Raw genomic sequence first — 21121 nt, forward strand, 5'->3', positions numbered from 1 at the left:
GCCGGGGGAGAAGGAGCGGCGATGGCGAGCCAACCGCGATTGTCGGTCAGGGGGCTGACCAAGCGTTTCGGCGCGCTCGTCGCGAATGACGATGTCTCGCTGAACGTCGAGCCGGGCGAACTGCATTGCCTGCTCGGCGAGAACGGCGCCGGCAAGTCGACCCTGTCGTCCTGCCTCTACGGCCTCTACCAGCCCGACCACGGCGAGATCCAGGTGGACGGTCAGCCCGTCCACCTGCGTTCGCCGGCCGATGCGCTGCGCGCCGGCATCGGCATGGTCCACCAGCATTTCGTCCTCGTCCCGGGTTTCACCGTCCTGGAGAACATCGCCGTCGGCACAGGCTCCGGATGGCGCTTCGACCGTGCCGCCGCCAAGGCTCGCGTTCTGGCCATTTGCCAGGCCTACGGCATCGAGCTCGAACCGGACCGTGCCGTGGGCGATCTCTCCGTCGGTGGCCAGCAATGGGTGGAGATCGTCAAGGTGCTCTACACTGGCGCCCGCCTGCTCATCCTCGACGAGCCGACCGCGGTGCTTACTCCGGACGAGTCGCGAAAACTGTTCGCCGTCATCGAGCGGCTGAAGGCAGACGGCATCTCCATCCTTCTGATCAGTCACAAGATGGCGGAGGTGATGCAGTCTGACAGGGTGAGCGTCCTGCGCAGGGGCCGGCTGGTCGGAACCGTGCGCACGGCCGACGTCACAAGGGACGACCTCACCACCATGATGATCGGACAGCGCATCGCGCCCGCCAGCCGTTCGTCCGACGGAGGCGGTGTCGGTGGCGCGGTGCTCTCCGTGCGAGGGCTGTCGAAGGAACGGCAGGGGAGGCGGGTCCTCGACGATATCAGCTTCGAGGTTGCGCAGGGCGAGATCTTTGGCATCGCCGGCGTCTCGGGCAATGGACAGGACGATCTGTTCGAATGCCTGTGCGGCCTCGCCGCGCCGGATGAAGGCTCCTTCTCGGTCGCCGGCGCGGAGGTGCGCGCCAGTTCCCCTGCGGACGTCGCGGCCCTCGGCGTCGGCTATGTTCCGAGCGACCGCTTCCGGGACGGGCTGGTCGGCGATCTCTCGATCGAGGAGAACTTGGTGCTGGGGCAGCATTGGAGCGCCCGCTGGCGGCGCGGTCCGTTCCTGGACAGGAACGGACTTGAGAAGAACGGCAGAGACGCGATCGCGGGCTATTCGATCGCCGCGACCGGACCGGACGCGATCTGCCGCAGGCTGTCGGGCGGCAACGCGCAGAAGGTCATTCTGGCGCGCGAGTTCGGCAAGGCGGACCGCCTGCTCCTGTGCAACCAGCCGACGCGAGGACTGGATGTCGGCGCGATCGGGTTCGTCCATCGCGAACTCCTGCGCAAGCGCGACGAAGGCTGCGCGATCGTGCTGGCGAGCGAGGAATTGGACGACCTCTTCGCACTCTGCAGCCGCATCGGCGTCTTCTTCAGGGGGCGGCTGCTCAAGGTGCTCGACAGGGACCGCACCAGCCACGACGAGATCGGCCGCCTGATGGCGGGACAGGAAAGCGTAGTCGCCGCATGACGGATTTCAGCATCGCCGAATGGCGGATCGAGCGCCGCCGGGAGGCGCGCCCGGCTGCGCGCTTCATCGGCCTCGGCGCCGCACTCGCCGGCGCGATCATCGTCTGCGGCATGCTGTTTCTTGCCGCGGGCGCGGAACCGCTGAAGGCATTTGCCTCTCTGGCCAAGGGCAGCTTCGGCTCGTTGCGCGCGACCGGGGAGACGCTCGTCAAGGCCACGCCCCTGATCTTCACCGGACTTGCCGCCTGCGTCGCGTTCCGCGCCCGCATCTGGAACATCGGCGCCGAGGGGCAGGTCTTTGCCGGCGCCATGTTCGCCTACTGGGCCCAGCACAATCTCGGTGAGTTTCCCGCCCTGGTGCAGATTCCCGTCGTCGTCATGGGCGGCATCGCCGGTGGTGGGCTCTATGCCGCGCTCGCCGGGCTCTTGAAGACCCGCTTCTCCGTCGACGAGGTGATCTCGACGGTGATGCTGAACTACATCATTGTATATGTCCTATCGCTCTTGCTCCTGCGTGGTCCGTGGAGCGAGGCGGGCGGCTTCTTCGAGCAGACCGCGCGGGTGGATCGTGACGCCACCCTGCCGATGCTGATCGCGGGGACCCGGCTTCACATGGGATTTCTGTTGGCGCTGGCGGCGGCGGTGCTCGTCCATCTCATCCTGACGCGCACCCCGCTGGGCTATGAGATACGCGCCGCCGGATCGAACCTGCGCGCGCTGGACGTGCAAGGCACCAACACGCGCCGGCTCATCATTGTGGTGATGCTGCTGTCCGGCGCGCTTGCTGGCCTGGCCGGCGTGACCGAGGTCTACGGCGTCCATTACCGCCTCAAGGCGGGTGCGGTCGCAGGATACGGCTACAGCGGCATCATTGTAGCGATCCTGGGACAACTGCATCCAGTCGGCGTCGTAGCTGCCGCTATCCTGTTCGGCGCACTGCTCAACGGCGCGACGCTGATGCAGATCGAGACCGGTGTCCCCTCGGCGCTGATCTATGCGATCCAGGCGATCCTGCTGCTGTTCTTCCTGGCGGGATGGGCCATGTGCAATTTCCGGCTGCGGAGAACCGGCCGTGTTTGAAAGCTTCTTACAGGCCACGATTCTCGTCAGCGTGGCGGCGGCGACGATCCGCATCGCCACGCCGCTGCTGCTCGCGGCGCTCGGCGAACTCGTCGCCGAACGCAGCGGCGTCTATAACATGGGCCTGGAGGGCATGATGCTGATGGGAGCCTTCATCGGCTACCTGTCGGCCCATCAGAGCGGATCGCTATGGGTCGGCGTCGCCGCCGCAGGGCTCACCGGCGCTGCCATGGCAGCCGTATTCGCCTTCATGGTCATCACCCTGAAGGTCGAGCAGATCGTCACCGGCCTTGCGGTGAATCTGCTTGGCGCGGGCCTCTCAACGTATTGGCTCCGCGCCGCCTTTTCGGATAGCGGCCAGACGCCGGTGATCCCCTTCTTCGAGAACGTTCCGATCCCGGTTCTCAGCCAGTTGCCGGTGGTCGGACCGATCCTGTTCGACCAAAAACTCCTCACCTATTTCGCCTTCCTGATGGTTCCGGCTGTGTGGTTCCTGCTGTTCCGCACCCGCTATGGCCTGATCATCCGGTGCGCGGGCGACAACCCCAAGGCACTCGACGTCAAGGGCGTCAGCGTCGCTGCGGTCCAGTATGCAGCCGTCGTGTTCGGCGGCCTGATGGCGGGTCTCGGCGGCGCCTTCCTGTCGGTCGGCTCGGCCGCGCGCTTCGTGCCGGACATGACGAACGGGCGCGGCTGGCTCGCCATCATCATCGTCATCGCCGGATTGTGGCGACCCTATGCCGTGCTGGCCGCCACGCTGGTATTCTCGTTCCTGGATGCGCTGCAGCTACAGATTCAGGGCATCGGCATCGCCATTCCCTACCAGTTGTTGCTGATGATGCCCTATGTGGTCGCCATCATCGCGCTGATGGTGCGCCGGTCCCGAGCAAATGCGCCGGCCATGCTGGGCATGCCTTATTCGCGCGAGTAGTTCGTCGAGTCGATCCGACTTGAACGGGAATGCGGTGTGGAGCCGCTGAGCCCAACCATGGGCGGCCGGAACGCGTTCAAGACAACGTCGATCGCTCGCTGCAGGAGCGCGCCCTTCTCGCACACGCAGCCGGTACTGGGCTTGGCTATGATCATACCCGAATTCCGGCAGTCTCCCGTTATCCGTAATGGGTCGTGAACTGAACGGCTGCTTTTACCAACTGGATGACCGAAAGCTGCCGGTCTGCTTCCGGCCCACGACTGCCTCCGAGCAATGCGCCGCAACACCAGCGACAGATGGTGCCTTTGCCCCTGCCCGAAAGCGGACACCACGCGGTACCCAAGCTGACGGTCGTGCTCGCGCTACCTCGCGACATGGCCATTTAGCAAGGCGAACGTCGCGATCCTCCCTTTTGCGGATGCTCCGGAATTGCATATGACACGGCACGGATAACCCGAAGCGCACTGGAGAGGTGGCGAAAGTCCACCGTTCGTTATGGGGATCATGCGCTGTTCAATCGAGCAGGCCCGCCTTGCGCAAGCCGTCACGCCAGTGCTCGCGATCCTCCTTTTGCTGGAACGGCCAATGATCGGCTGGGCTTGCTCGGAACGTCCTCAGACTCCGGCGCGCCTCTTCGACGCGCGCAAAGTCTGAGCAGTGGGCAGCGCTCGCCGCGATCAGATTCAATCCCATGAAGAAGCTCGGTCGATTTCGAATGACGGCCTCCGCCCATTGCAGCGAGTCCGCATAACGCCCGGCTAGATAATGGGTCAAAGCCGTCGATGCTTGCAGACTGCTAGGAATGACAGCTCAGGGGTCAGTTCACGACGATTCTCGCGCCGACCCGAATGTCCGCTCTTGAAGATCTGGGGCCTGGATCTGCCCATGCAGCCCGAACACGTGCTCATGTCCGCTGAATCCTTACAGTAGGAGCCGGCAGGCAATCGAATCCATGCTAGAAGGCGAACAGAGACCCGCTTCGGTCATCCGGGTGGCTGCAAATTGACGCTTAGCGGTCCTGTTCCCAGTGAGCGACCTTCTCAGGCTCAAGCCCGGCAGGCCCTCATTCCTTTCAGGAACCGGAGGTCGACAGAAAAACGGCCGTCTGTGATCTCGATAAAATCCCGCCGACCAGCGCCGTTCCCCGGTTGCCGCCATAGTCTATGATCAGCAGCATTGCCCCCGTCGCGCAATACGCGCCTGGCTTATAGCAAGCACACCCGTCGCCTTTCCTCGTCCACCATATGAAGCACCGTCGAGATGGTGACGTCCTGTTGGCCATAGAGGTAAACTTTGCCTGCGCCCGGAACCGGACATCGCGAGTGACAATGCGGGAGGTCGTCGTCGCGCCAAGAATTGTCGTCAGAGGGCCGTTCGTTGGGCGGCGCTCGTACCTAGCCGGTCCGGTCGTCTGGCTTAGAACGCGCGCCGACGCGACCTGCCTACCACACGGACCTTCGCCCATCGCCATCGACAACGCCTTGTCGGCTGGAGAGCAGCTTCAGCCAAGGCGCCGCATGGAAGGCGCTCATCAGCAGGTACATCGCAGCCATTCCGTTCAGCGGTGAAGCATCTGGCGTGGAAGAGCAGATGTCCGCTCCCCCGACGATGGTCGTAAGCAGCGCCATGATAGCGCAAGTCGGCAACGCCGCGAGGACCAGCCAATCGGCCGTCTTGGATATAGAGGCGATCCGACGGGCCGCCGGCCCGTCGGATCCGCCGCAGGGATGGCTCATGAGTTCGCACTCACACTCCGGAACGCCTTTTCCCCGGCGTCGGACACCTCGACCCACTTCTTGTCGGGCGCTGCCCCTTCCAAGTAGCTGTCGTGCCAGTTCCACCACTTGTAGGTCGGGGTTTGAGGATAGCCCTCGGGCGAGTCCTCCCAGACCTCCTGCCGGCCCAGCGGCGTGATGTCGAGATAGTTCCAGGTGCTCCCCATCTGCTCGTCGCCGCGGTTGTTGATGAAGTAGGTACGGAACACGCGATCGCCGTCGCGGTAGAACACGTTCGTGCCGTGCCACTCGTCCACGCCGAAGTCGGCGTCGAACTCGTCCGTGATGGTGAACCACGGCATCTTCCAACCCATCCGTGCCTTCAACCGCGCAATGTCGACCTGAGGCGCACGCGAGGCAAAGACGAGGGTGGTGTCACGCGCGTTCAGGTGGGCAACGTGGGCGACTTGGTCGGCCACCATGGAGCAGCCTCGGCAGGCATGGTCGGGCCAGCCGAACACACCCGGTTCGAAGAACGCGCGGTAGACGATCAATTGATGGCGGGCCTCGAACAGGTCGAGCAGGTTCACCTTGCCCATAGGTCCATCGAACTTGTACTCCTTGTCCACGGCCAGCCAGGGCATGCGCCGACGCTCCGCGGCTAGTGCATCACGGCCGCGAGTCATGGCTTTCTCCTTGACGAGCAGTTGCTGGCGGGCAGCTTCCCACTCCTGCGGAGATACGATTGGGGGGTCTTCATCGAGATGGTCCCTTGTTCAATTGAGGTCCAAGGTCCAAGCGACAACCAGTTCGCTTGAGCAACCTGTTGTTTGCCGGCCGTGAACAGACTAGGCCGATTGCGGAGATGACGAGAGTGACAAGTGTGACGGGATTCCGATGGACTCACTGATCACTGCCGCGGGCCGCGCACTCGCAGCCGGTGATCCGCTCGGCGCATTGAAGCGCGTGGCCCTACGCGACGATGCGCCAGCCCTTGCGCTGCGAGGCATTGCTATGGCGCAGCTTGGCGATCTCGTTCGGGCTAAGGCTCTCCTCAAAAGTGCGGCCCGCGCTTTCGGACCGAAAGAGGCGCTGGCTCGCGCAAGGTGTACCGTCGCCGAGGCTGAGATCGCGCTCGTCTCTCGCGATCTCACCTGGCCTGCGAAGACGCTGGATGCGGCGCGGGCAACACTCGAAGCGTATGATGATCGTGTAAATGCCGCGCATGCCCGGATCCTTGAGGCCGGGCGGATGCTGCTGATCGGGCGTTTGGGTGAGGCGGAACGGACGCTAGCCGAGATCGATCCCACGCAACTCCCGGCAGCGCCGAGGGCTGCCTACGAACTGTTGGCTTCGGGGATCGCAATCCGACGCCTGCAGACGAAGGAGGCGCGTGCCGCACTCGCTCGGGCTGAGCATGCTGCGCGCGAAGCATGCATCCCCGCGCTCAAGGCAGAAGTCAAGCGCGCGTCGCTGGTACTGAATACGCCCGCGGCCCGTTTGATCTCGCGCGGCAAGGAACGTCCCCTCCTGCTTAGTGAAGTCGAAGACCTTTTAGCGTCAAGGGTGCTCGTCGTGGATGCTTGCCGCAACGTTGTCCGCTGCGCGGGCACGGCGGTCTCGCTTGCGACGCGCCCAGTATTGTTCACGCTTGTACGTGCGCTGGGTGAAGCCTGGCCCGCAGATGCGTCTAGGGACAAGCTTATCGCACTCGTCTTCCGCGGCAAGCACGCCGACGAATCGCACCGAGCACGGCTGCGGGTCGAAGTTGGAAGGCTTCGCGTGGAACTTGGAACATTGGCGAACGTGAGCGCCACGAAACGAGGATTTCGCCTGAGGCCCCATGCTGCGCATGAGGTGGTTTTGCTGGCACCCCCCATTGAGGAGCGGCATGCTCCGATCCTCGCTCTTCTAGCAGACGGCGAGTCATGGTCGAGCTCGGCGCTCGCCATAGCGCTTGGAGCCAGCCCGCGCACCATGCAGCCGCCCTCGAGCAACTCGCGGTGTTAGGCAAGGTACGGTGGTTCGGCCGCGGGCGGGCACGCCGCTGGATGACGCCGCAGGTGACCGGATACCCGACGACATTGTTACTCCCCGGTCACCTGCCGGGCGACTAAGGTGAGAGCATGAAACGATCTCATGCTGAAATCCTCCGCGAGTATGGGCCCTTTCCGGGTGTTGACCGCGTGAACGGGGTCACGTTCGACGGCCAGCACGTGTGGTTTGCATCTGGAAACAAACTCAATGCGATCGATCCAACGAGCGGGAAGACGATGCGGTCGATCGACATAGCGGCGCACGCGGGGACCGCTTTCGACGGCCGGTACCTGTTTCAGATCGCTGAGAACCGCATCCAGAAGATCGACCCGGAGACGGGCCGCGTACTCGCCACGATCCCGGCACCGGGCAATGGCGGTGACTCGGGGCTGGCCTGGGCGGAAGGGTCACTCTGGGTGGGGCAATACCGGACCGGAAGATCCATCAGGTCGATCCCCAAACAGGGGCAGTGCTCCGCACTATTGAGTCCAACCGTTTCGTCACGGGTGTGACCTGGGTCGACGGCGAGCTCTGGCACGCCACGTGGGAAGGAGATGAAAGCGAGTTGAGGCAAGTCGACCCTAAAACGGGAGGTATCCTGCAGAGGCTCGAAATGCCGCCTTGAGAAGGCGTGTCGGGGATTGAGGCCGATGGTGACGATCAATTCTTCTGCGGAAGTGGAAGCAGCGGAAAGGTGCGGGTCGTCCGGCGTCCCAAGAGGATGCGATGATCCAAAGACATTAGGGCGATGCGCAGCGGCCGGCCCTCGAGATCCGCCACGGCATGTAACTTCGGCGAGATCCCGCCGCGCGACACTTATCCCCTCGTCGCCGCGCCGCCGCGAGCGGTGTGCCTTGCATAAGGTGGCCTCTCGACCAATACCCCTACCGAGGCAGCTCGAGGAAGAACCCGAGCCGGAAATATATTAACCTCTCCGCAGCCTGCTTGCTGAGGGGAGCGCGGCATCCCGCCGTAGACGGGTGGTCATCACAACGGCCGACCTGAAGCTGCGCTGAGCCGGTACAGGCCTGACCCGCGCGTGCAAATAGACCTCCTGTCGCAGCGCTGTCGAGGTGCGGGTTTGACCATGCCACGAATCGGGCCTTGCGGGGTGAACGTCCGCTATCGTGTTCCCCTGCACGGGAGCGGACCGACCGCTTCCGGCCCGCTGCCGTCACTTTACGGGTGGGACCTCGGTTGCCGATCAAGAAATTGACAAGATCTCGAGTTCGCGTGGTCCGAGTCGGACAACATCGCCAACGGTTTTGCCGATCAGTGCGATGGCCACTGGTGAACCATGCGATATGGATCCTTGAGACGGATTCGCTTCGTCTTCACCGACAATTTGGAAGGTCTGGATCCGTCCATCATCACGTCGGAAGGTGACGGTATGGCCGAATCCGACCACGTCGTTAGAAGTGGGCACCGGGTATAACTGGGCCGTTCGGATCCGCTCGGCATAATAGCTAACATCTCTAAACGGGACCGCCGACTGCCGTCGCCTCTCATTGATGTCTTCCTGCAAGCTGGCAGCGTCGAGAGCCTGCTGAGCGCGCGCCAACTCGACCTGCAACATCTTAAGGCCCGCCTCCGTAACGAGGTTGACTCGATCGGAGATCGGGCGCGCCGGCAGGATGGTTTCCGATGCTGCCTCAGCGCTTTCCTCTTTGACAAATGCTACGCTCACTTGATCATGCCTCCGGTCCTATTCTCCAGTATTGGGATAGCCTGCCACCGACAATAGGGCTGCGATCACAACGCGGCGTCGTCCACGCGCGTGAACCAGCGGCGCCGCGCGCAGGAGGCGCGATAACACACAACGAGCACAGGCCAACGGGGCAGCGTGCCTCTCCTACGTTGCGCGCGATCGCGGCGGTGTTCGCGACGAGAGCCTGGCCTACATGCTGCAAGAAAACGCGCTCGAAACGTTCGGGCCGCTGGTGATGCCAAGGGCGGCACGGCGGGTGCAGTCCTTCGGTGCAAGACGTTCCGAACATATCGAGACAAAGCCCTGCGCAACTGGAGCCAGTCATGAACATCACCGGCAACACTATTCTCATCACCGGCGGCGGAACGGGCATTGGGCGCGGCCTTGCCGAGGCCCTGCACACCGCGGGCAATACAGTCATCATCGTCGGGCGGCGGCCCGCACCACTGCAGGCCGTGACTGCGGCCCATCCCGGCATGCACTTCGCCCTGCTCGATATCGACGACGCCTTCGCTCTCCGAGATTTTGCCGACCGCATCCTGGTGGAGCATCCGGGGCTCAATGTCCTCATCAATGATGCGGGCATCATGCGCGTCGAGCGGGTGCTCGCCGGCCCGGAGGCCCTGGCCGTCGCCGAGGCCACGATCACGACCAACCTGCTGGGCCCGATCCGCCTGACTTCGGCCCTGCTGCCCCAGCTTCTGGCCCAACCGCAGGCCGCGGTGGTGAATGTTTCCTCCGGCCTCGCCTTCGTGCCGCGCGCGGATACGCCGACCTATTCGGCGACGAAGGCTGCGATCCATTCCTACAGCATCTCGCTGCGCCACCAACTCCGCGACACCGCTGTGCAGGTCATTGAGGTGGCGCCGCCGCTGGTGGCCACCGACCTGACGCCCGGCCAGCGCGACAACCCCCGCGCGATGCCGCTCGAGGATTTCATCCGCGAAAGCATGGGCCTGCTGGCGGCGGACCCGGAGGCGGCCGAAATCCTGGTCGAGCGGGTGAAGTCGCTGCGCACGGCGGAAGCCACCGGCCGCTTCGCCACGATGTTCGATCTGATCAATCCGCGCTGACGATCGAGCGGCTCGATCCAATCGAGACCGCTGGACTTTGACCGTCGCTCATTGCCCGCTTTCCTACCATGAGCCTGGAAAGGGGAGCGGCAGCTTCCGTGAAACGTCGGACGTTGAGGGCGCCTTTGTAGACATCGCCGATGGCCAAGCTGTAGGTCGAGGTTGCGTCAACGACGACGTCTCATGATCGGTTTGGCGAGACGGCTCATGGCGCGCGACTCTACCGGATGTTCAAGGATTCGTTTGGGCGGACTTCTCCGGAAGTGACGGATTGACCCGAGGCGTCATTACCGATTCCTGAAAGATCGCCTCAGCGTAGGATCACTCGGGATAGGTCTCAGCGCCCTCCGGCGTCGGCTTGTTGAAAAGGATAAATGTCAGGGGGTTGCCAGGCTCGGCCATTGCATCGCTGCGCTGGCCCGTTATCTCTCCGGCCACGCCGCTCGAATACTCCGCGACCACCTCGCCGAAGCTGTTGCGCTGGATAGCAACCTTCTGTCCGGCCTCGACCTTGTCGTTGAGTTTGACCAGATGCTCGACGAGCCCACCCGCGGTGGCCAGTATCGGGAACGCGCTGTTACCGACAAAGACAGTCACGTCCTTGCCCGTACGTCCCATTGGCCCGGCAACGATGCCTTGATGCTTGAGGACGTTCATTGTGCCTTCCACGAAGAGCGCGATCATCTCGGGGTCCAGGAGGCGCGCAGCGCCGATTTCTGGCGTGAAGGACGGGATGCCCACGTCCATAAACGCATTATGCAGGACACCGGGATAGACGTGATTGTCGAAGATCTGGCCGACGGGATACAACTCCACCATAGCCTTGACCTCGGGCACATCCATACCGCCGATATTGAATGCGGTGACCTCGAATCCGGTTGTCCCTGTATGGAAGTCGATCGCGAAGTCGGCGTTCGGCCGCAGCAGCCGGTTGAACAGAAGCCCAGCGTGTCGGCTGGGTGCGGTGGCGCCGTTCTCGTTCCCGGGCCATTCACGATTCATATCGATCAGATCAATGCCCCTGCCCGAATTAGGCCATCTGCGCTGCATGCTTTCCATGGCCGGGCGGGCGACGTCCGTGACCGCCATTACTGTGCCCAACATCTCCGCCGGATCGAGTTGGTTCATTACGGTCTGGACCGTATGCACAGAACTCATCTCGTCGCCATGCACACCACTGACCAGGATGGCGCGCTTGCCCGGCTTCGTCCCCTTGGCGACGATCACAGACACATACCAGTGCTGTCCGGTGGGCATCTGCGCGCCCTGAAAATACAAAAGGTGCTTCTTGCCGGGCTCGAGGTCGTTGACGTCGAGCGCGCTGATGACCTTCTTCCCTTGGATCACATCGCCCGTATAGACCGTTCCAGATGCCGGATCGGCCGAGGGTGCCCCTGTGTCCTGGGCATTCGCAGCGCCAGCATCGACCGCGAGGACGGCCGACGCGGTGACCGTGGCAATAGATGCGACCATGAAATCGCGGCGATCGAGGCTTTCTTTGGACTTGTTTGACATGCTGGAGGTCCTTGCCGTTGAAAAGCGACGTTTCGGACAACAGCATACACGGCGATTGTGGCGCAGGACTTCACGGCAAACCACCAATCGCACGGTAAGTGGCTGATAGAAAGGGGGTTCAATCTCTTCGACTGCTCGGAAAATTTCGCGAGGCGGGGATGACAACGAGTGATTTGAAGCTCGCCCTGATCACATGCGATCTCCAGATCCGTTGGCCATGGAGACGGTCCGAAGGACATCGAGATGCGGACGTTGTTAGTGTTGGTTCTGCGCGCCACAGTACCTGAGCGCGGGAGGTCGCAGCATGGGCAGGACCGCTCCGATCATTTCCTGGCTTCATCAGCAGGGGCTGAGAGGAACGGCTTCTGGCAAAGTTCTGGAGGGCTTGAGTGAGCAACTCCTGACTGCCGGGATCGACCTCGACCGATCGGTGCTCGCCTATCTCGTGTTCCACCCGCAGTTCGACGGGATGCACTTCACGTGGACCCGCAGTACACGAAGAGCCCAACGGCAGGCCGTCATTCGGACCGACATTCTGCGCGTTCCCTCACCGTTTCTGAAGATGCAGGCAACCGGAACTCGTGAAATGCGGTATCGCTTGGACGATCCTGATGTTGTGCTGCCATTTCCGTTCCTGGATCGTCTCAGGAGCCTTGGTTATAAGGATTACTTCGCCTTCTTTGAGCCGTTCGGCACCTATGCGGATCGGACGGTCTGGCCCGATCTGCCGGACGGGTTGATCATGCATGAGGGGGTCACCGGCTCCTACGGCACAACCCGAGAGGGCGGGTTCAACCAGAGTGACATAGCCCGGTTCCGCGACCTCTCCGTACCGATCTCGGTTGCGGTTAAGGTTGGGGCGATCCTTGAGATGGCAGAGACCCTCCTGAGTGCCTATCTTGGGCCAGCCTCGGGCCGAAATGTGCTGCTTGGGCATGTGCGGCGCGGGCAAGGTCAAATCATCAGGGCCGTTGTTTGGCATAGCGATCTGCGCGGCTCGACCGCCCTGGCGGAGATCACCACCTTCGAAACATACCTTTCTACGCTCAACAGCTACTACGACTGCGTTGTCGATGCAGTCATCGCGCACAGTGGTGAGGTTCTGAAGTTCATTGGTGATGGTGTGCTTGCCATGTTCCCGTTCGGGACTGGCGCGCTTGCGGAGGGGGAAGCCTGCGAACAGGCTTTTGCAGCAGGGCGTGATGCTCTCACGAGACTGACAAGCATCAACGCTGAGCAAGCTGCGGCAGGAAGAGCGCAGATCCACTGCGGGATTGCGCTTCATGCGGGTAACCTCATGTACGGCAACGTGGGCTCGGCTCAGCGGCTTGATTTCACGGTGATGGGGTCGACGGTCAACGAGGTTGTTCGCCTGGAGGCGCTCTGCAAAACGCTCGATGTTCCCCTCGTCCTGTCAGAGGCTGTTGCAGCGCACTTGAAGGAGCCGCTTGAGAGTTGGGGTTGGCATGCCCTTGCGGGTGTCAGCCGTAAGCTTGAGGTGTTTTCACCTCTAGGAATTGGCTTCGGTGCAGGAAAGGCCTAGTCCCGGCAGCAAGCTCTGATCCATCGAGAGGGCGACGGTGCCTTCTCTAGTCGCACCAACTCGCCGGATGCCAGCCTACGCGGCGATCTCCCAAAGGTGCTTCCGGCCATCGACAGTCCCCCACTTGGCGGACGCGCTTTCCCTTCATTAGCGAGTTCAGGCCGGCAGAGACATGCGTAGCGAACCGTGGATGAGCCGGGTTATCCGGGGCGACTCCGTGCTTCACGGCAATCCGGCTCGTGCAGTCGGTCGAGGATAGCGGTTCGCCAGCCTCACGCAGCACCTCGAGGATAGCCGCAGTCTTGCTGAGTTGCTCCAATTCGATCGGAAGCGGAATCGCTTGACTGGATCGCTTCCGTGCCGCCGTCGTGGGCGATGGTGTCGTGTGCGCCGGGTCGTAGATCGCGATCACCTGGTCGATGGCGGAGACCTGCTCCTTGATCGTCTCGATCCTGATGGCCAGTTCCTCGACATCGCCAAGCAACTCGGCGCGTTTCCGCTTCAGTTCCTCTTCAACTCTCATGTCGCCCCGCTCCAGAAATGGAGCCGGAGGTTACCCGACGGGGAGGATCTAGTCTGGTGGTTTTTGCTACCTAATGCCGGATGAAGATCCATGGACCGATGCCATTGCCTAGCTTTGAACATCCGCAACATGAAGCTCAGCGTCCGGGCACCCGACCAGTGAATGTCCATGCGCTCTCAGCGAGGCGAGCGCAAAGATCGATCGAGGCGGGGGCGGTCGCGGATGCCTCGTCGTCCGCATGGTCCACACCTGCTGCCGGCGTACGGCAGAGCCCGAAAGCAAAACGTCGGCTTTCCGCCCCATCCATCCCGGAAGCCGCCAGTCCGCAAACGGCCCTATCGAGACGATGAATTGAATGCATCGGTGCTAAGTTGTCGGCGGTTGGTGATAGTCGGCCGCCGTGGCGTTCTTCCCCGTGGGCGGCCGCGACGGACCAGTAGGCGGCAAGCCGCACCCTGTCACTGCTGCCGCGCGCCGCAATGTGTTAGGAACCTCAGAACGTCACGACGAGAACTCCGCCTTTGCCCGCCGTTCCTGCCCGCATCCTGCCTACGATCGTCATCTCGCAATTCGCCGCAACGTCGCTGTGGTTTGCCGCCAATGCGGTGATGCCCGACCTGCAGCGCAGCGCCGGCTTGCCGGCGTCCGCCGTCGGCAACATCACGATCGCTGTGCAACTCGGCTTCATCGCCGGCACGCTGGTCTTCGCTTGGCTGGCGATCGCTGACCGCTATTCGCCGCGCATAATCTTCTTCCTCTCCACGCTCGCCGGCGCGGCGGCCAATACAGCGATGCTGGTGAGCGGTGGCGAGTTCTTGCCCTTGCTCGCGGCGCGGTTCGCAACTGGCTTCTTTCTCGCTGGCATCTATCCCGTAGGCATGAAGATCGCGTCGGGTTGGTACAACCGAGACCTTGGGCTCGCGCTTGGCTGGCTGGTCGGGGCGTTGGTGCTCGGAACGGCGTTCCCCCATCTCATCCGCGGTCTGGGCGGCGATCTGCCGTGGCAGGGGGTGATCCTGTCGGTTTCGGCGATATCGATCGCCGGTGGTCTCGCGATGCTTCTTCTCGTTCCGGACGGGCCGCATCTCAGAGCGGGCGCGAAGTTCGACCCGACCGCATTCGCGGCGATCTTCCACTCGGCCGAATTCCGGGCGTCGGCCTTCGGCTATTTCGGCCATATGTGGGAGCTCTACGCCTTTTACGCCTTCCTGCCGGTACTGCTGGCGGCGCGCCTCGGCAGCGATGCCGCGATGGTTTCGGTGTGGAGCTTCGCGGCAATCGCCGCCGGCTTCCTCGGCTGCATGGTCGGCGGCTACCTTTCACGGGGGCTTGGCAGCGCGCGCGTTGCCTTTATGCAGTTGTCGGCGTCCGGCCTGTGCTGCCTCGTCTCGCCGCTGGCTTTTCTGGCGCCCATGCCGCTGTTCCTCGCCTTCCTGTTGTTCTGGGGCGTCGTCATTGCCGGCGACTCGCCACAATTCTCCACGCTCAATGCCCGTTTCGCCCCGCCGAGGCTCGTCGCCTCGGCGCTGACAATTGCCAATTGCATCGGCTTTTCGATTACAATCGTGTCGATCGCGCTGCTTGCCTGGCTGATCGAAACCGCCGGACCGCGGTATGTTTTTCTGATGCTGGTGCCCGGGCCATTGCTCGGACTTCTGGCGATGAGCCGGCTGACCGCGAAGCTGGCATAAGGGAGGACCGCCGCCGGCCCCGGCCAACTCCGGGTTGACGACGATTGTGTCGAGGCCCCACACCCACGGGATCGCCCAGTGGGTGTTATCCCAATACCACATGTCGCCCTGATAGAACGGCGGGTAGAGATCCTCCTTCGCGTAGTTCGGCACCTTCGAGATATCGAGGGGGGTAAGAACCTTCAACTCGTCGTAGATCGCGTTGTAGCCGTTCGAGTATTCGGCGAGATCGAGCCGCACAGCGTCATTGCCGACGATCTTGGCCGTTACGTCGTCCTGGTTCCTCATGATGGCCGCGCGACTAGGAATCGCAAAGTGCCCCAACTTGTCGGGTGGCGGAGGGAACGCAGCGATGATCAATTCCGATGATTTCAGAGAAGCCATGCAGCGCTTCGCCGGTCCGGTGACAGCCATCACTACAATCGAGAATGGCGTTCCCAGCGGACTGATGGCTACCGCGGTCTGCAGCTTGTCTGCCGATCCGCCGTCTTTGATAGCCTGCATCAACAAGGCGGCCACAGCACATGACACGATATTGCGGCAAGGTTTCTTCGGCGTGTCGGTATTGCCCGACACGCTACGGGCCTTCGCCGACCATTTCGACAGGGCCAAGGGGGCCGACCGCTTTCAAGGCGCTCTCTGGATCATGCAAACAACTCGTGCGTCGCTGCTGGCCGGCGCATCCGTGGCATTCGACTGCCGAATCGCGCATGTTCCCGATGGATACAGCCACTCGATCCTCATCGGCATCATCAACGAAATTCTTCTTCCGAATGAGAATGCCGACAAATGTCTCCTGTGGCACCGCAAAGGATTCGTCAGCGTCGCTGCCCAGGCTCGGGAAAGCCAGTCTGGTTGAATGAACATGCGAGTTGACAACGTCAATCATGAGACGTCGTCGACTAAGGTAGTCCCATGGTCACGTTACGTCGGTGTCAGGGGGCCCGAAGGTCCTTTCGCAAATCCGAGCCGCGAAGCTGCCAGGCCCTCTCGGCCCCAGGCTGCCGGGCCGCAATGCGGCCATGTCGGCCGTAGAGATCAGCTTAACCGCTTCCTGAGAGGGGACGTGGCCAGCGACCATGCTGGAGGTCGTGTTGCGCCATGGGCCGGCTAAGGCATGAATGATCGTCGACGGCATCCGTGACGCCACGGAACACTACCGGGTGCATCTAGTTCGTTGTTCGATGCGGCCTCGTTCACGTCCGAAAGGAACGCATGATGAACAACCTCAATCGATCGGCCGCGATCGTCACCTGGGCACTCTTGACCTGCGTGGGGGTGCCGACGGTCGGTCAGGCCGATAATCAACAGCCGAATACCGATTGGCGAGGCTATAATGGCGGCTACGACGCCACACGGTTCTCGCCGCTGACGCAGATCGACACTAAAAACGTCGCTATCCTCCAGGAATTGGCGCGGTTCCAAATTCCGGAAACGATGAGCTTTCAGTCGGAGCCCGTCGTGATCGGTGATACGATCTACGTGACAACCCGGGAAAACACCTACGCCATCGACGCGCGAACAGGGGCGCAACGTTGGGTGAGACATCACCAGTTGGCCGACCCTGGAAGTCCCGGCCGGCTCGGCCGCGGCGTCGCCTATTCCGACGGCCACCTGTTCAGGGGCTTGGTTGACGGACACGTGCTTTCACTCGACGCGAAGACCGGCGACGTCATCTGGGACGTGGTCGGCGCCGACATCAAGGCAGGCGAGTTCTATACCGCTGCGCCCGTCGTGTGGGACGGACGCGTCTACCTCGGCAACGCGGGAAGCGACTATGGCGGCATCGGCCACGTCCGGGCATTCGATGCAAAGACGGGCCAGCTCTTGTGGAACTTCGATACCGTTCCGTCCACCGGGGACGCTGCCAAGACGTGGCCGGAGGATCCAAGCAGGTCAAGGCCGGCGGCGGCACGTACTCGTCCTACGCGCTCGATCCCGAGGCCGGACTTCTCTATTCGCCGGTCGGCAACCCCGGTCCGGACTTCGTTCGCGATTACCGCAAGGGCGACAATCTCTACACCAGCAGCGTGATCGTCCTGGACGCCAAGACCGGAGAACTGAAGGGATATCATCAACTGGTGAAGAACGATTTTCACGATTGGGACCTGGCGGCGAGCCCCATTCTGTTCACGTCGAAAACGGGGCGGAAGATGGTCGCCGTGGCGGGCAAGAATGGCTACCTCTACGGCCTGAGCCGCGATCTGAACGATGTGTTCTTCCGGACGCCGGTCACGCGGGTCGAGAACGTCGATGCGCCGCTGACTGCGGAAGGAACGCGCTTCCTGCCCGGCACCCAGGGCGGTACCAACTGGTACGGCCCGTCCTATTCGCCGCCCCTGAATGCGCTGTTCGTTCCAGCAATTGACTGGGCGACGACGATCAAGCTCGCCGCACCAGGCAGCCTAAAGCACGACCCGCCCAAGCCATTCATCGGATCGGCCAACGGATTCGGCGAGCAGGACCCCCAGGATCAGCGGTTCGGCCACGTCACCGCCGTCGACGCCGACAGCGGTCAGGTAATCTGGAAATACGACGCGGATACCTTGATGGTGGCACCAGTCACCCCGACCGCGGGCGGCGTGCTTTTCACCGGCGACACGAAAGGGAACTTCCTCGCCTTTGATGCGGCGACCGGACGCGTGCTGCTGAAGAGGGATTTGGGAGACCCCATCGGCGGCGGAATCTCGACCTACATGCTCGACGGCACCCAGTACGTGGCCGTCTCGGGCGGCATGAAGAACCCGATTATCCAGAGCGACAGCGGCCCGGCCTGGGTTGCGATCTTCGCCTTGCCCGGCCAGCCGAAGTTGTAGACTTGCCCCGGCGCGGTGCCATGAATTGCGTGATTATCCCTGGGCAACGACCGGGTCGGCCGGCATGATGTGCTCGGCCCGGGCTTGGTAGTGAAACTTCGAGCGCCAGGTCACGAAATTGAGCGGGCGCTGTGTTATGGCATCGGAGTTGAGAGCTTTTCCTCCCAGGTGCGGGCCCGTTGGTCCGCCCGGGCCAAGCCGCTCTGCATGAAATTCAGACGCTATGAGATGTTTTAGCGCCTCTGTCACTCGGGGTTGAAGGATTTGTTCGACCTGCTGAACGTAAAGGATTGATGTCCAGACTTCAGAGTACCAGTGGCAGCTTCGCCCGCATTGTTCCCGAAAGCGGACCGGCAGAACACGGCCCTCAGCCTCCGACAACTCTGCGCCCGCAAGCGGTCCACTCGCCGCGCGAAGGACTGCGGTCGTTGCTGTGGTGCCCTCGACCGACCGAAATGCTCGCCTGAGGAGGCTGGGATAGGCTGTGGCAGGGCTGACGGTGTTACGCTGTCGTATATCGCGACCGTACCTGAAAGCTTCGCAGCAGCCATGCCCAGCAGCTACCTGTTCATGTCGGCTAATGCGTCACGCATGGCGGTGCTGGTGATGCCGAACACGCCCCCGTAAGGAATTTCGAGGTCAACAATTGCGAACATCACGCTGGCGATCGCAACGACCCCAATCCCGAGAACGACAGCTCCAAGCAGGCGCCGCGGAATCTGGAGCCCAAAGCTGAGGAAGACGAGCACCAGCCAAAAGCTCAGTATTCCGCTGAACCAATCAGGGGAAGTTCCAATTGCATCTTCGATGACAGCCCAGCGGCTTTCCTGCACCAGAGCGAAATCCGCTCGGCATCTTGCGGCTATGTTCGCATGCGATGCATCGCTCGGCGCTTCGGTATCGATCGCCAAGCCGATTTCATTCATGAGAGCGCTCAACGTGGCATCTTCCCCGGTTATCGCCATTCCCCGCGTATCGGGGGTGCCGGGCACAAGCGGCGCGGGCTCGCGCCGCCAAGTGCTGGCTATCACGGCGGCCGTATATTGCCGTAAGCGAATGCGAGTTGGTTCCATTGTGGGGCCAAGGTCTCGTAGACACTGGTCGAGACGTGCCAGTTTGGAGGCGTAAACTGAGCGGTCTTTATCGGCGGCGTCGAATGTGGATTTTGCCGTCGACAGTTGTAGACCGAGAACCAAAGCGGCAAAGGTGACGAGAAGTCCCGTCACGAGCGCCAGCGCATCCATGTTCTCTTTCGACAATTGGTCTTCGTGGAGACGAACACGTAGGATCATTCCGGCGATAGCGCTTAGGCTGAAGAGAACCAAAAAAGCCAGTCCGTACAAGAATTCCATGGTGCAAAATGTCCGTTGGACCGATTGAGCCTGGACATCAAAGACTATGTTCGACTTAGCGTTGCGAAGGTCGTCGGCAAGCGTGGCCGGGATGACAGTTCCTGGCCACCGCAGGCCCAGGCAGCGCTATTTCATTTTGCGGGCAGGCCTGGTTCCTAAGACGACGCCCGGGGGTTTGAAGATCCAGGGAATGTCCCCTGAAGGGGACTTCCTTAGGGCGTACCATGGATGACCGCTTTGCGCCGAACTCGGCCATTGAGGTCCGCTTGGCTACTGCCTGAAATCGGACGCTACCGGAGACCAAGCATGGGGGGCGCGGTCGCACCGATACCGTTCTCAAATTGTCAAAGTCGACGGCTCGATTTGAGCGCTTTCGACCTTGGGACATGCGTTCAAAGCGAGAATGCAGCAGGTATCGACGCTCGCGCATGAACGAGCGCGGAACGCCATTCTCCCTGTCCTGTCCGGGCGGAATGCAGGGAAGTCGGGTGGATTGAACCGCTCCAAAACCACAAGGGGTGCCCACCCCGATTGGGGGTGGGCACGATGGGTCAGAACTTCAGGATTTCGCCATCCGCGGGAATCAGGACACGATCCTGGATACCATTCTGCTCGACATATTCCCGCAGTTCCTCGCGGCTCAACGTCATGTGGTTGATCGCATCCATATGGCTGGCGACGATGGTGGCGCTCGGTGCAGCCTTATGCGCGCGGAGCACGTCGTCCTTGCTCATGATGATGGACCCGGTGTAGCCAACCATGCGAGCCTCGCCGGCGTTCAGGATGATGACATCGGGGTTGAACTTGGCCAGGCTCTGATCGACCTCGCTGCGCCAAATGGTATCGCCGACGAGGTAGACGGTTGGCGAGTCCGGCGCCTGGAAGACGATACCCATGGCCGCCCCCAGGAACTCCGCCAACTGGCTGTTGGCGTACATCTCATCCGTACCGTGCTGTCCGCCTGTCTTCGTCAAGCGCACGCCTTCGAAAACGGTGTTCTCACCGACGATGCGAACATCGGTGAAGCCCTGCGCACGAATGATCTTGGCGTCGGCTTCATTCTGCACGAACAAAGGGACACCCTTAGGGACGAACTGATGCTCGCCACCGTCCCAGTGGTCGAGGTGGGTATGGGTCACGATCACCGCATCCACGCCCTTCATGACGTCCTCGGCCGGCATCGGAAGCTCGACCAGCGGGTTGCGCCGATCGCTGCGGAAAGTCCCCTCGAAGCCCGGATATGCGCCCTTCCTCGCCAGCAGGGGATCGACGAGGAAGGTCTTGCCTGCGTAGCTGATTTTCGCTGTGGCGTTGCGGATCTGCTGCATCTGCACCGATGCCGCGCTGGACGTTGATGTGGCTTCGGCGGCTGCTTGTCCCGATATGCCTGCCGCTCCGAGGGCCAGGGAAATCGCGATGGCACGTATGACTGTCATTGGCTGCAAGTTGCTGCTCCAGAAACGAGGTTGATGACGAGCGGCATTGTGGCCACATCGCCATTCTCGAACAGCGGCCTGCGTGACAACTATCGAAACTTTTGGGCCACAGCGCCGAGGGCCGCAAAGCCTCGCTCGACGCAGCATGCCGAGTTCCGCCTCG

At 62.2% G+C, this 21121-nt stretch carries 17 protein-coding genes and 2 pseudogenes; 11 read left to right on the forward strand and 8 right to left on the reverse strand.

What is annotated here, in order from left to right:
- The first annotated feature begins 21 nt into the window (after nt 1-21).
- The 3 genes from HUI96_RS27020 to HUI96_RS27030 are packed head-to-tail and all read left to right on the forward strand — an operon-like array spanning nt 22 to nt 3549.
- The gene (locus HUI96_RS27020; protein WP_188257811.1) at nt 22-1539 is read left to right on the forward strand and encodes an ABC transporter ATP-binding protein; all 1518 of its coding nucleotides are present in this window, start codon (nt 22-24) and stop codon (nt 1537-1539) included.
- Nucleotides 1536-2618 (forward strand): ABC transporter permease, encoded by a 1083-nt coding sequence (locus HUI96_RS27025; RefSeq protein ID WP_188257812.1) that lies wholly within the window; start codon nt 1536-1538, stop codon nt 2616-2618. The genes HUI96_RS27020 and HUI96_RS27025 overlap by 4 nt, the downstream gene beginning before the upstream one ends.
- Nucleotides 2611-3549, forward strand: a complete 939-nt coding sequence (locus tag HUI96_RS27030) for an ABC transporter permease (protein ID WP_337918657.1) — start codon at nt 2611-2613, stop codon at nt 3547-3549. The genes HUI96_RS27025 and HUI96_RS27030 overlap by 8 nt, the downstream gene beginning before the upstream one ends.
- 513 nt (nt 3550-4062) lie before the next feature.
- Here the strand turns inward: HUI96_RS27030 and HUI96_RS27035 are convergent.
- The 3 genes from HUI96_RS27035 to HUI96_RS27045 all read right to left on the reverse strand — a co-directional run bounded on the left by HUI96_RS27035 (nt 4063) and on the right by HUI96_RS27045 (nt 6010).
- On the reverse strand, nt 4063-4242 hold the full coding sequence (locus tag HUI96_RS27035; protein WP_188257814.1) for a hypothetical protein: 180 nt from the start codon (nt 4240-4242) through the stop codon (nt 4063-4065).
- Between the two features lie 749 nt (nt 4243-4991).
- On the reverse strand, nt 4992-5285 hold the full coding sequence (locus HUI96_RS27040) for a hypothetical protein (protein ID WP_188257815.1): 294 nt from the start codon (nt 5283-5285) through the stop codon (nt 4992-4994).
- Nucleotides 5282-6010: a DUF899 family protein gene (locus HUI96_RS27045; protein WP_188257849.1), complete on the reverse strand. Its 729-nt coding sequence runs from the start codon at nt 6008-6010 to the stop codon at nt 5282-5284. The genes HUI96_RS27040 and HUI96_RS27045 overlap by 4 nt, the downstream gene beginning before the upstream one ends.
- A 151-nt stretch (nt 6011-6161) precedes the next feature.
- On the opposite strand from HUI96_RS27045, the pseudogene HUI96_RS27050 reads away from it, so the two are divergent.
- Both HUI96_RS27050 and HUI96_RS27055 read left to right on the forward strand, forming a co-directional pair.
- Nucleotides 6162-7381 (forward strand): annotated as a pseudogene (locus tag HUI96_RS27050) (helix-turn-helix domain-containing protein).
- A 9-nt stretch (nt 7382-7390) separates the two neighbouring features.
- A pseudogene (locus tag HUI96_RS27055) lies at nt 7391-8031 on the forward strand (glutamine cyclotransferase).
- Between the two features lie 474 nt (nt 8032-8505).
- On the opposite strand, the gene greA reads toward HUI96_RS27055, so the two are convergent.
- Nucleotides 8506-8988: a transcription elongation factor GreA gene (gene greA, locus HUI96_RS27060; RefSeq protein WP_188257816.1), complete on the reverse strand. Its 483-nt coding sequence runs from the start codon at nt 8986-8988 to the stop codon at nt 8506-8508.
- 344 nt (nt 8989-9332) lie between these two features.
- Between greA and HUI96_RS27065 the strand changes: the two genes are divergently transcribed.
- Nucleotides 9333-10082, forward strand: coding sequence for an SDR family oxidoreductase (locus tag HUI96_RS27065; RefSeq protein WP_188257817.1), 750 nt, complete (start codon nt 9333-9335; stop codon nt 10080-10082).
- A 321-nt stretch (nt 10083-10403) separates the two neighbouring features.
- Here the strand turns inward: HUI96_RS27065 and HUI96_RS27070 are convergent, their stop codons facing one another.
- Nucleotides 10404-11597, reverse strand: a complete 1194-nt coding sequence (locus HUI96_RS27070; protein WP_188257850.1) for a succinylglutamate desuccinylase/aspartoacylase family protein — start codon at nt 11595-11597, stop codon at nt 10404-10406.
- A 304-nt stretch (nt 11598-11901) separates the two neighbouring features.
- Here HUI96_RS27070 and HUI96_RS27075 point away from each other — a divergent pair, with 304 nt between their 5' ends.
- Complete coding sequence (locus HUI96_RS27075) at nt 11902-13140, forward strand: adenylate/guanylate cyclase domain-containing protein (RefSeq protein WP_188257818.1); 1239 nt, start codon at nt 11902-11904, stop codon at nt 13138-13140.
- A 46-nt stretch (nt 13141-13186) separates the two neighbouring features.
- Here HUI96_RS27075 and HUI96_RS27080 read toward each other — a convergent pair whose 3' ends face one another.
- Entirely contained in the window at nt 13187-13663 is a 477-nt protein-coding gene (locus HUI96_RS27080; RefSeq protein ID WP_188257819.1) for a hypothetical protein, read from the reverse strand.
- 521 nt (nt 13664-14184) lie between these two features.
- Here HUI96_RS27080 and HUI96_RS27085 point away from each other — a divergent pair.
- From HUI96_RS27085 to HUI96_RS27095, 4 genes are all read left to right on the forward strand, one after another.
- A complete protein-coding gene (locus HUI96_RS27085; RefSeq protein ID WP_188257820.1) occupies nt 14185-15354 on the forward strand; it encodes an MFS transporter in 1170 nt (389 codons plus the stop codon).
- 352 nt (nt 15355-15706) lie between these two features.
- Nucleotides 15707-16213 carry a flavin reductase family protein gene (locus HUI96_RS27090; protein WP_237684411.1) on the forward strand — a complete coding sequence of 169 codons (507 nt, stop codon included), beginning with the start codon at nt 15707-15709 and terminating at the stop codon, nt 16211-16213.
- Nucleotides 16214-16572: 359 nt separating this feature from the next.
- Complete coding sequence (locus HUI96_RS29710) at nt 16573-17388, forward strand: PQQ-binding-like beta-propeller repeat protein (protein WP_237684412.1); 816 nt, start codon at nt 16573-16575, stop codon at nt 17386-17388.
- A gap of 119 nt (nt 17389-17507) precedes the next feature.
- A complete protein-coding gene (locus tag HUI96_RS27095) occupies nt 17508-18170 on the forward strand; it encodes a PQQ-binding-like beta-propeller repeat protein (RefSeq protein ID WP_237684422.1) in 663 nt (220 codons plus the stop codon).
- Between the two features lie 560 nt (nt 18171-18730).
- Here HUI96_RS27095 and HUI96_RS27100 read toward each other — a convergent pair.
- Both HUI96_RS27100 and HUI96_RS27105 read right to left on the reverse strand, forming a co-directional pair.
- Entirely contained in the window at nt 18731-19522 is a 792-nt protein-coding gene (locus tag HUI96_RS27100) for a hypothetical protein (protein WP_188257822.1), read from the reverse strand.
- Nucleotides 19523-20073: 551 nt separating this feature from the next.
- Nucleotides 20074-21105, reverse strand: coding sequence for an MBL fold metallo-hydrolase (locus tag HUI96_RS27105; protein WP_237684413.1), 1032 nt, complete (start codon nt 21103-21105; stop codon nt 20074-20076).
- Nucleotides 21106-21121: the final 16 nt, after the last annotated feature.

The sequence above is a fragment of the Pseudaminobacter soli (ex Zhang et al. 2022) genome (assembly GCF_014595955.1).
Classification (GTDB): Bacteria; Pseudomonadota; Alphaproteobacteria; order Rhizobiales; family Rhizobiaceae; genus Kumtagia; species Kumtagia pseudosoli.

Coding starts and splice junctions, on each gene's coding strand:
- HUI96_RS27020 (WP_188257811.1), top strand. CDS start 22: ATGGCGAGCCAACCGCGATTGTCGGTCAGGGGGCTGACCAAGCGTTTC.
- HUI96_RS27025 (WP_188257812.1), top strand. CDS start 1,536: ATGACGGATTTCAGCATCGCCGAATGGCGGATCGAGCGCCGCCGGGAG.
- HUI96_RS27035 (WP_188257814.1), bottom strand. CDS start 4,242: ATGGGATTGAATCTGATCGCGGCGAGCGCTGCCCACTGCTCAGACTTT.
- HUI96_RS27040 (WP_188257815.1), bottom strand. CDS start 5,285: ATGAGCCATCCCTGCGGCGGATCCGACGGGCCGGCGGCCCGTCGGATC.
- HUI96_RS27065 (WP_188257817.1), top strand. CDS start 9,333: ATGAACATCACCGGCAACACTATTCTCATCACCGGCGGCGGAACGGGC.
- HUI96_RS27070 (WP_188257850.1), bottom strand. CDS start 11,597: ATGTCAAACAAGTCCAAAGAAAGCCTCGATCGCCGCGATTTCATGGTC.
- HUI96_RS27075 (WP_188257818.1), top strand. CDS start 11,902: ATGGGCAGGACCGCTCCGATCATTTCCTGGCTTCATCAGCAGGGGCTG.
- HUI96_RS27080 (WP_188257819.1), bottom strand. CDS start 13,663: ATGAGAGTTGAAGAGGAACTGAAGCGGAAACGCGCCGAGTTGCTTGGC.
- HUI96_RS27090 (WP_237684411.1), top strand. CDS start 15,707: ATGATCAATTCCGATGATTTCAGAGAAGCCATGCAGCGCTTCGCCGGT.
- HUI96_RS29710 (WP_237684412.1), top strand. CDS start 16,573: ATGAACAACCTCAATCGATCGGCCGCGATCGTCACCTGGGCACTCTTG.
- HUI96_RS27095 (WP_237684422.1), top strand. CDS start 17,508: ATGGTCGCCGTGGCGGGCAAGAATGGCTACCTCTACGGCCTGAGCCGC.
- HUI96_RS27100 (WP_188257822.1), bottom strand. CDS start 19,522: ATGGAATTCTTGTACGGACTGGCTTTTTTGGTTCTCTTCAGCCTAAGC.
- HUI96_RS27105 (WP_237684413.1), bottom strand. CDS start 21,105: ATGCTGCGTCGAGCGAGGCTTTGCGGCCCTCGGCGCTGTGGCCCAAAA.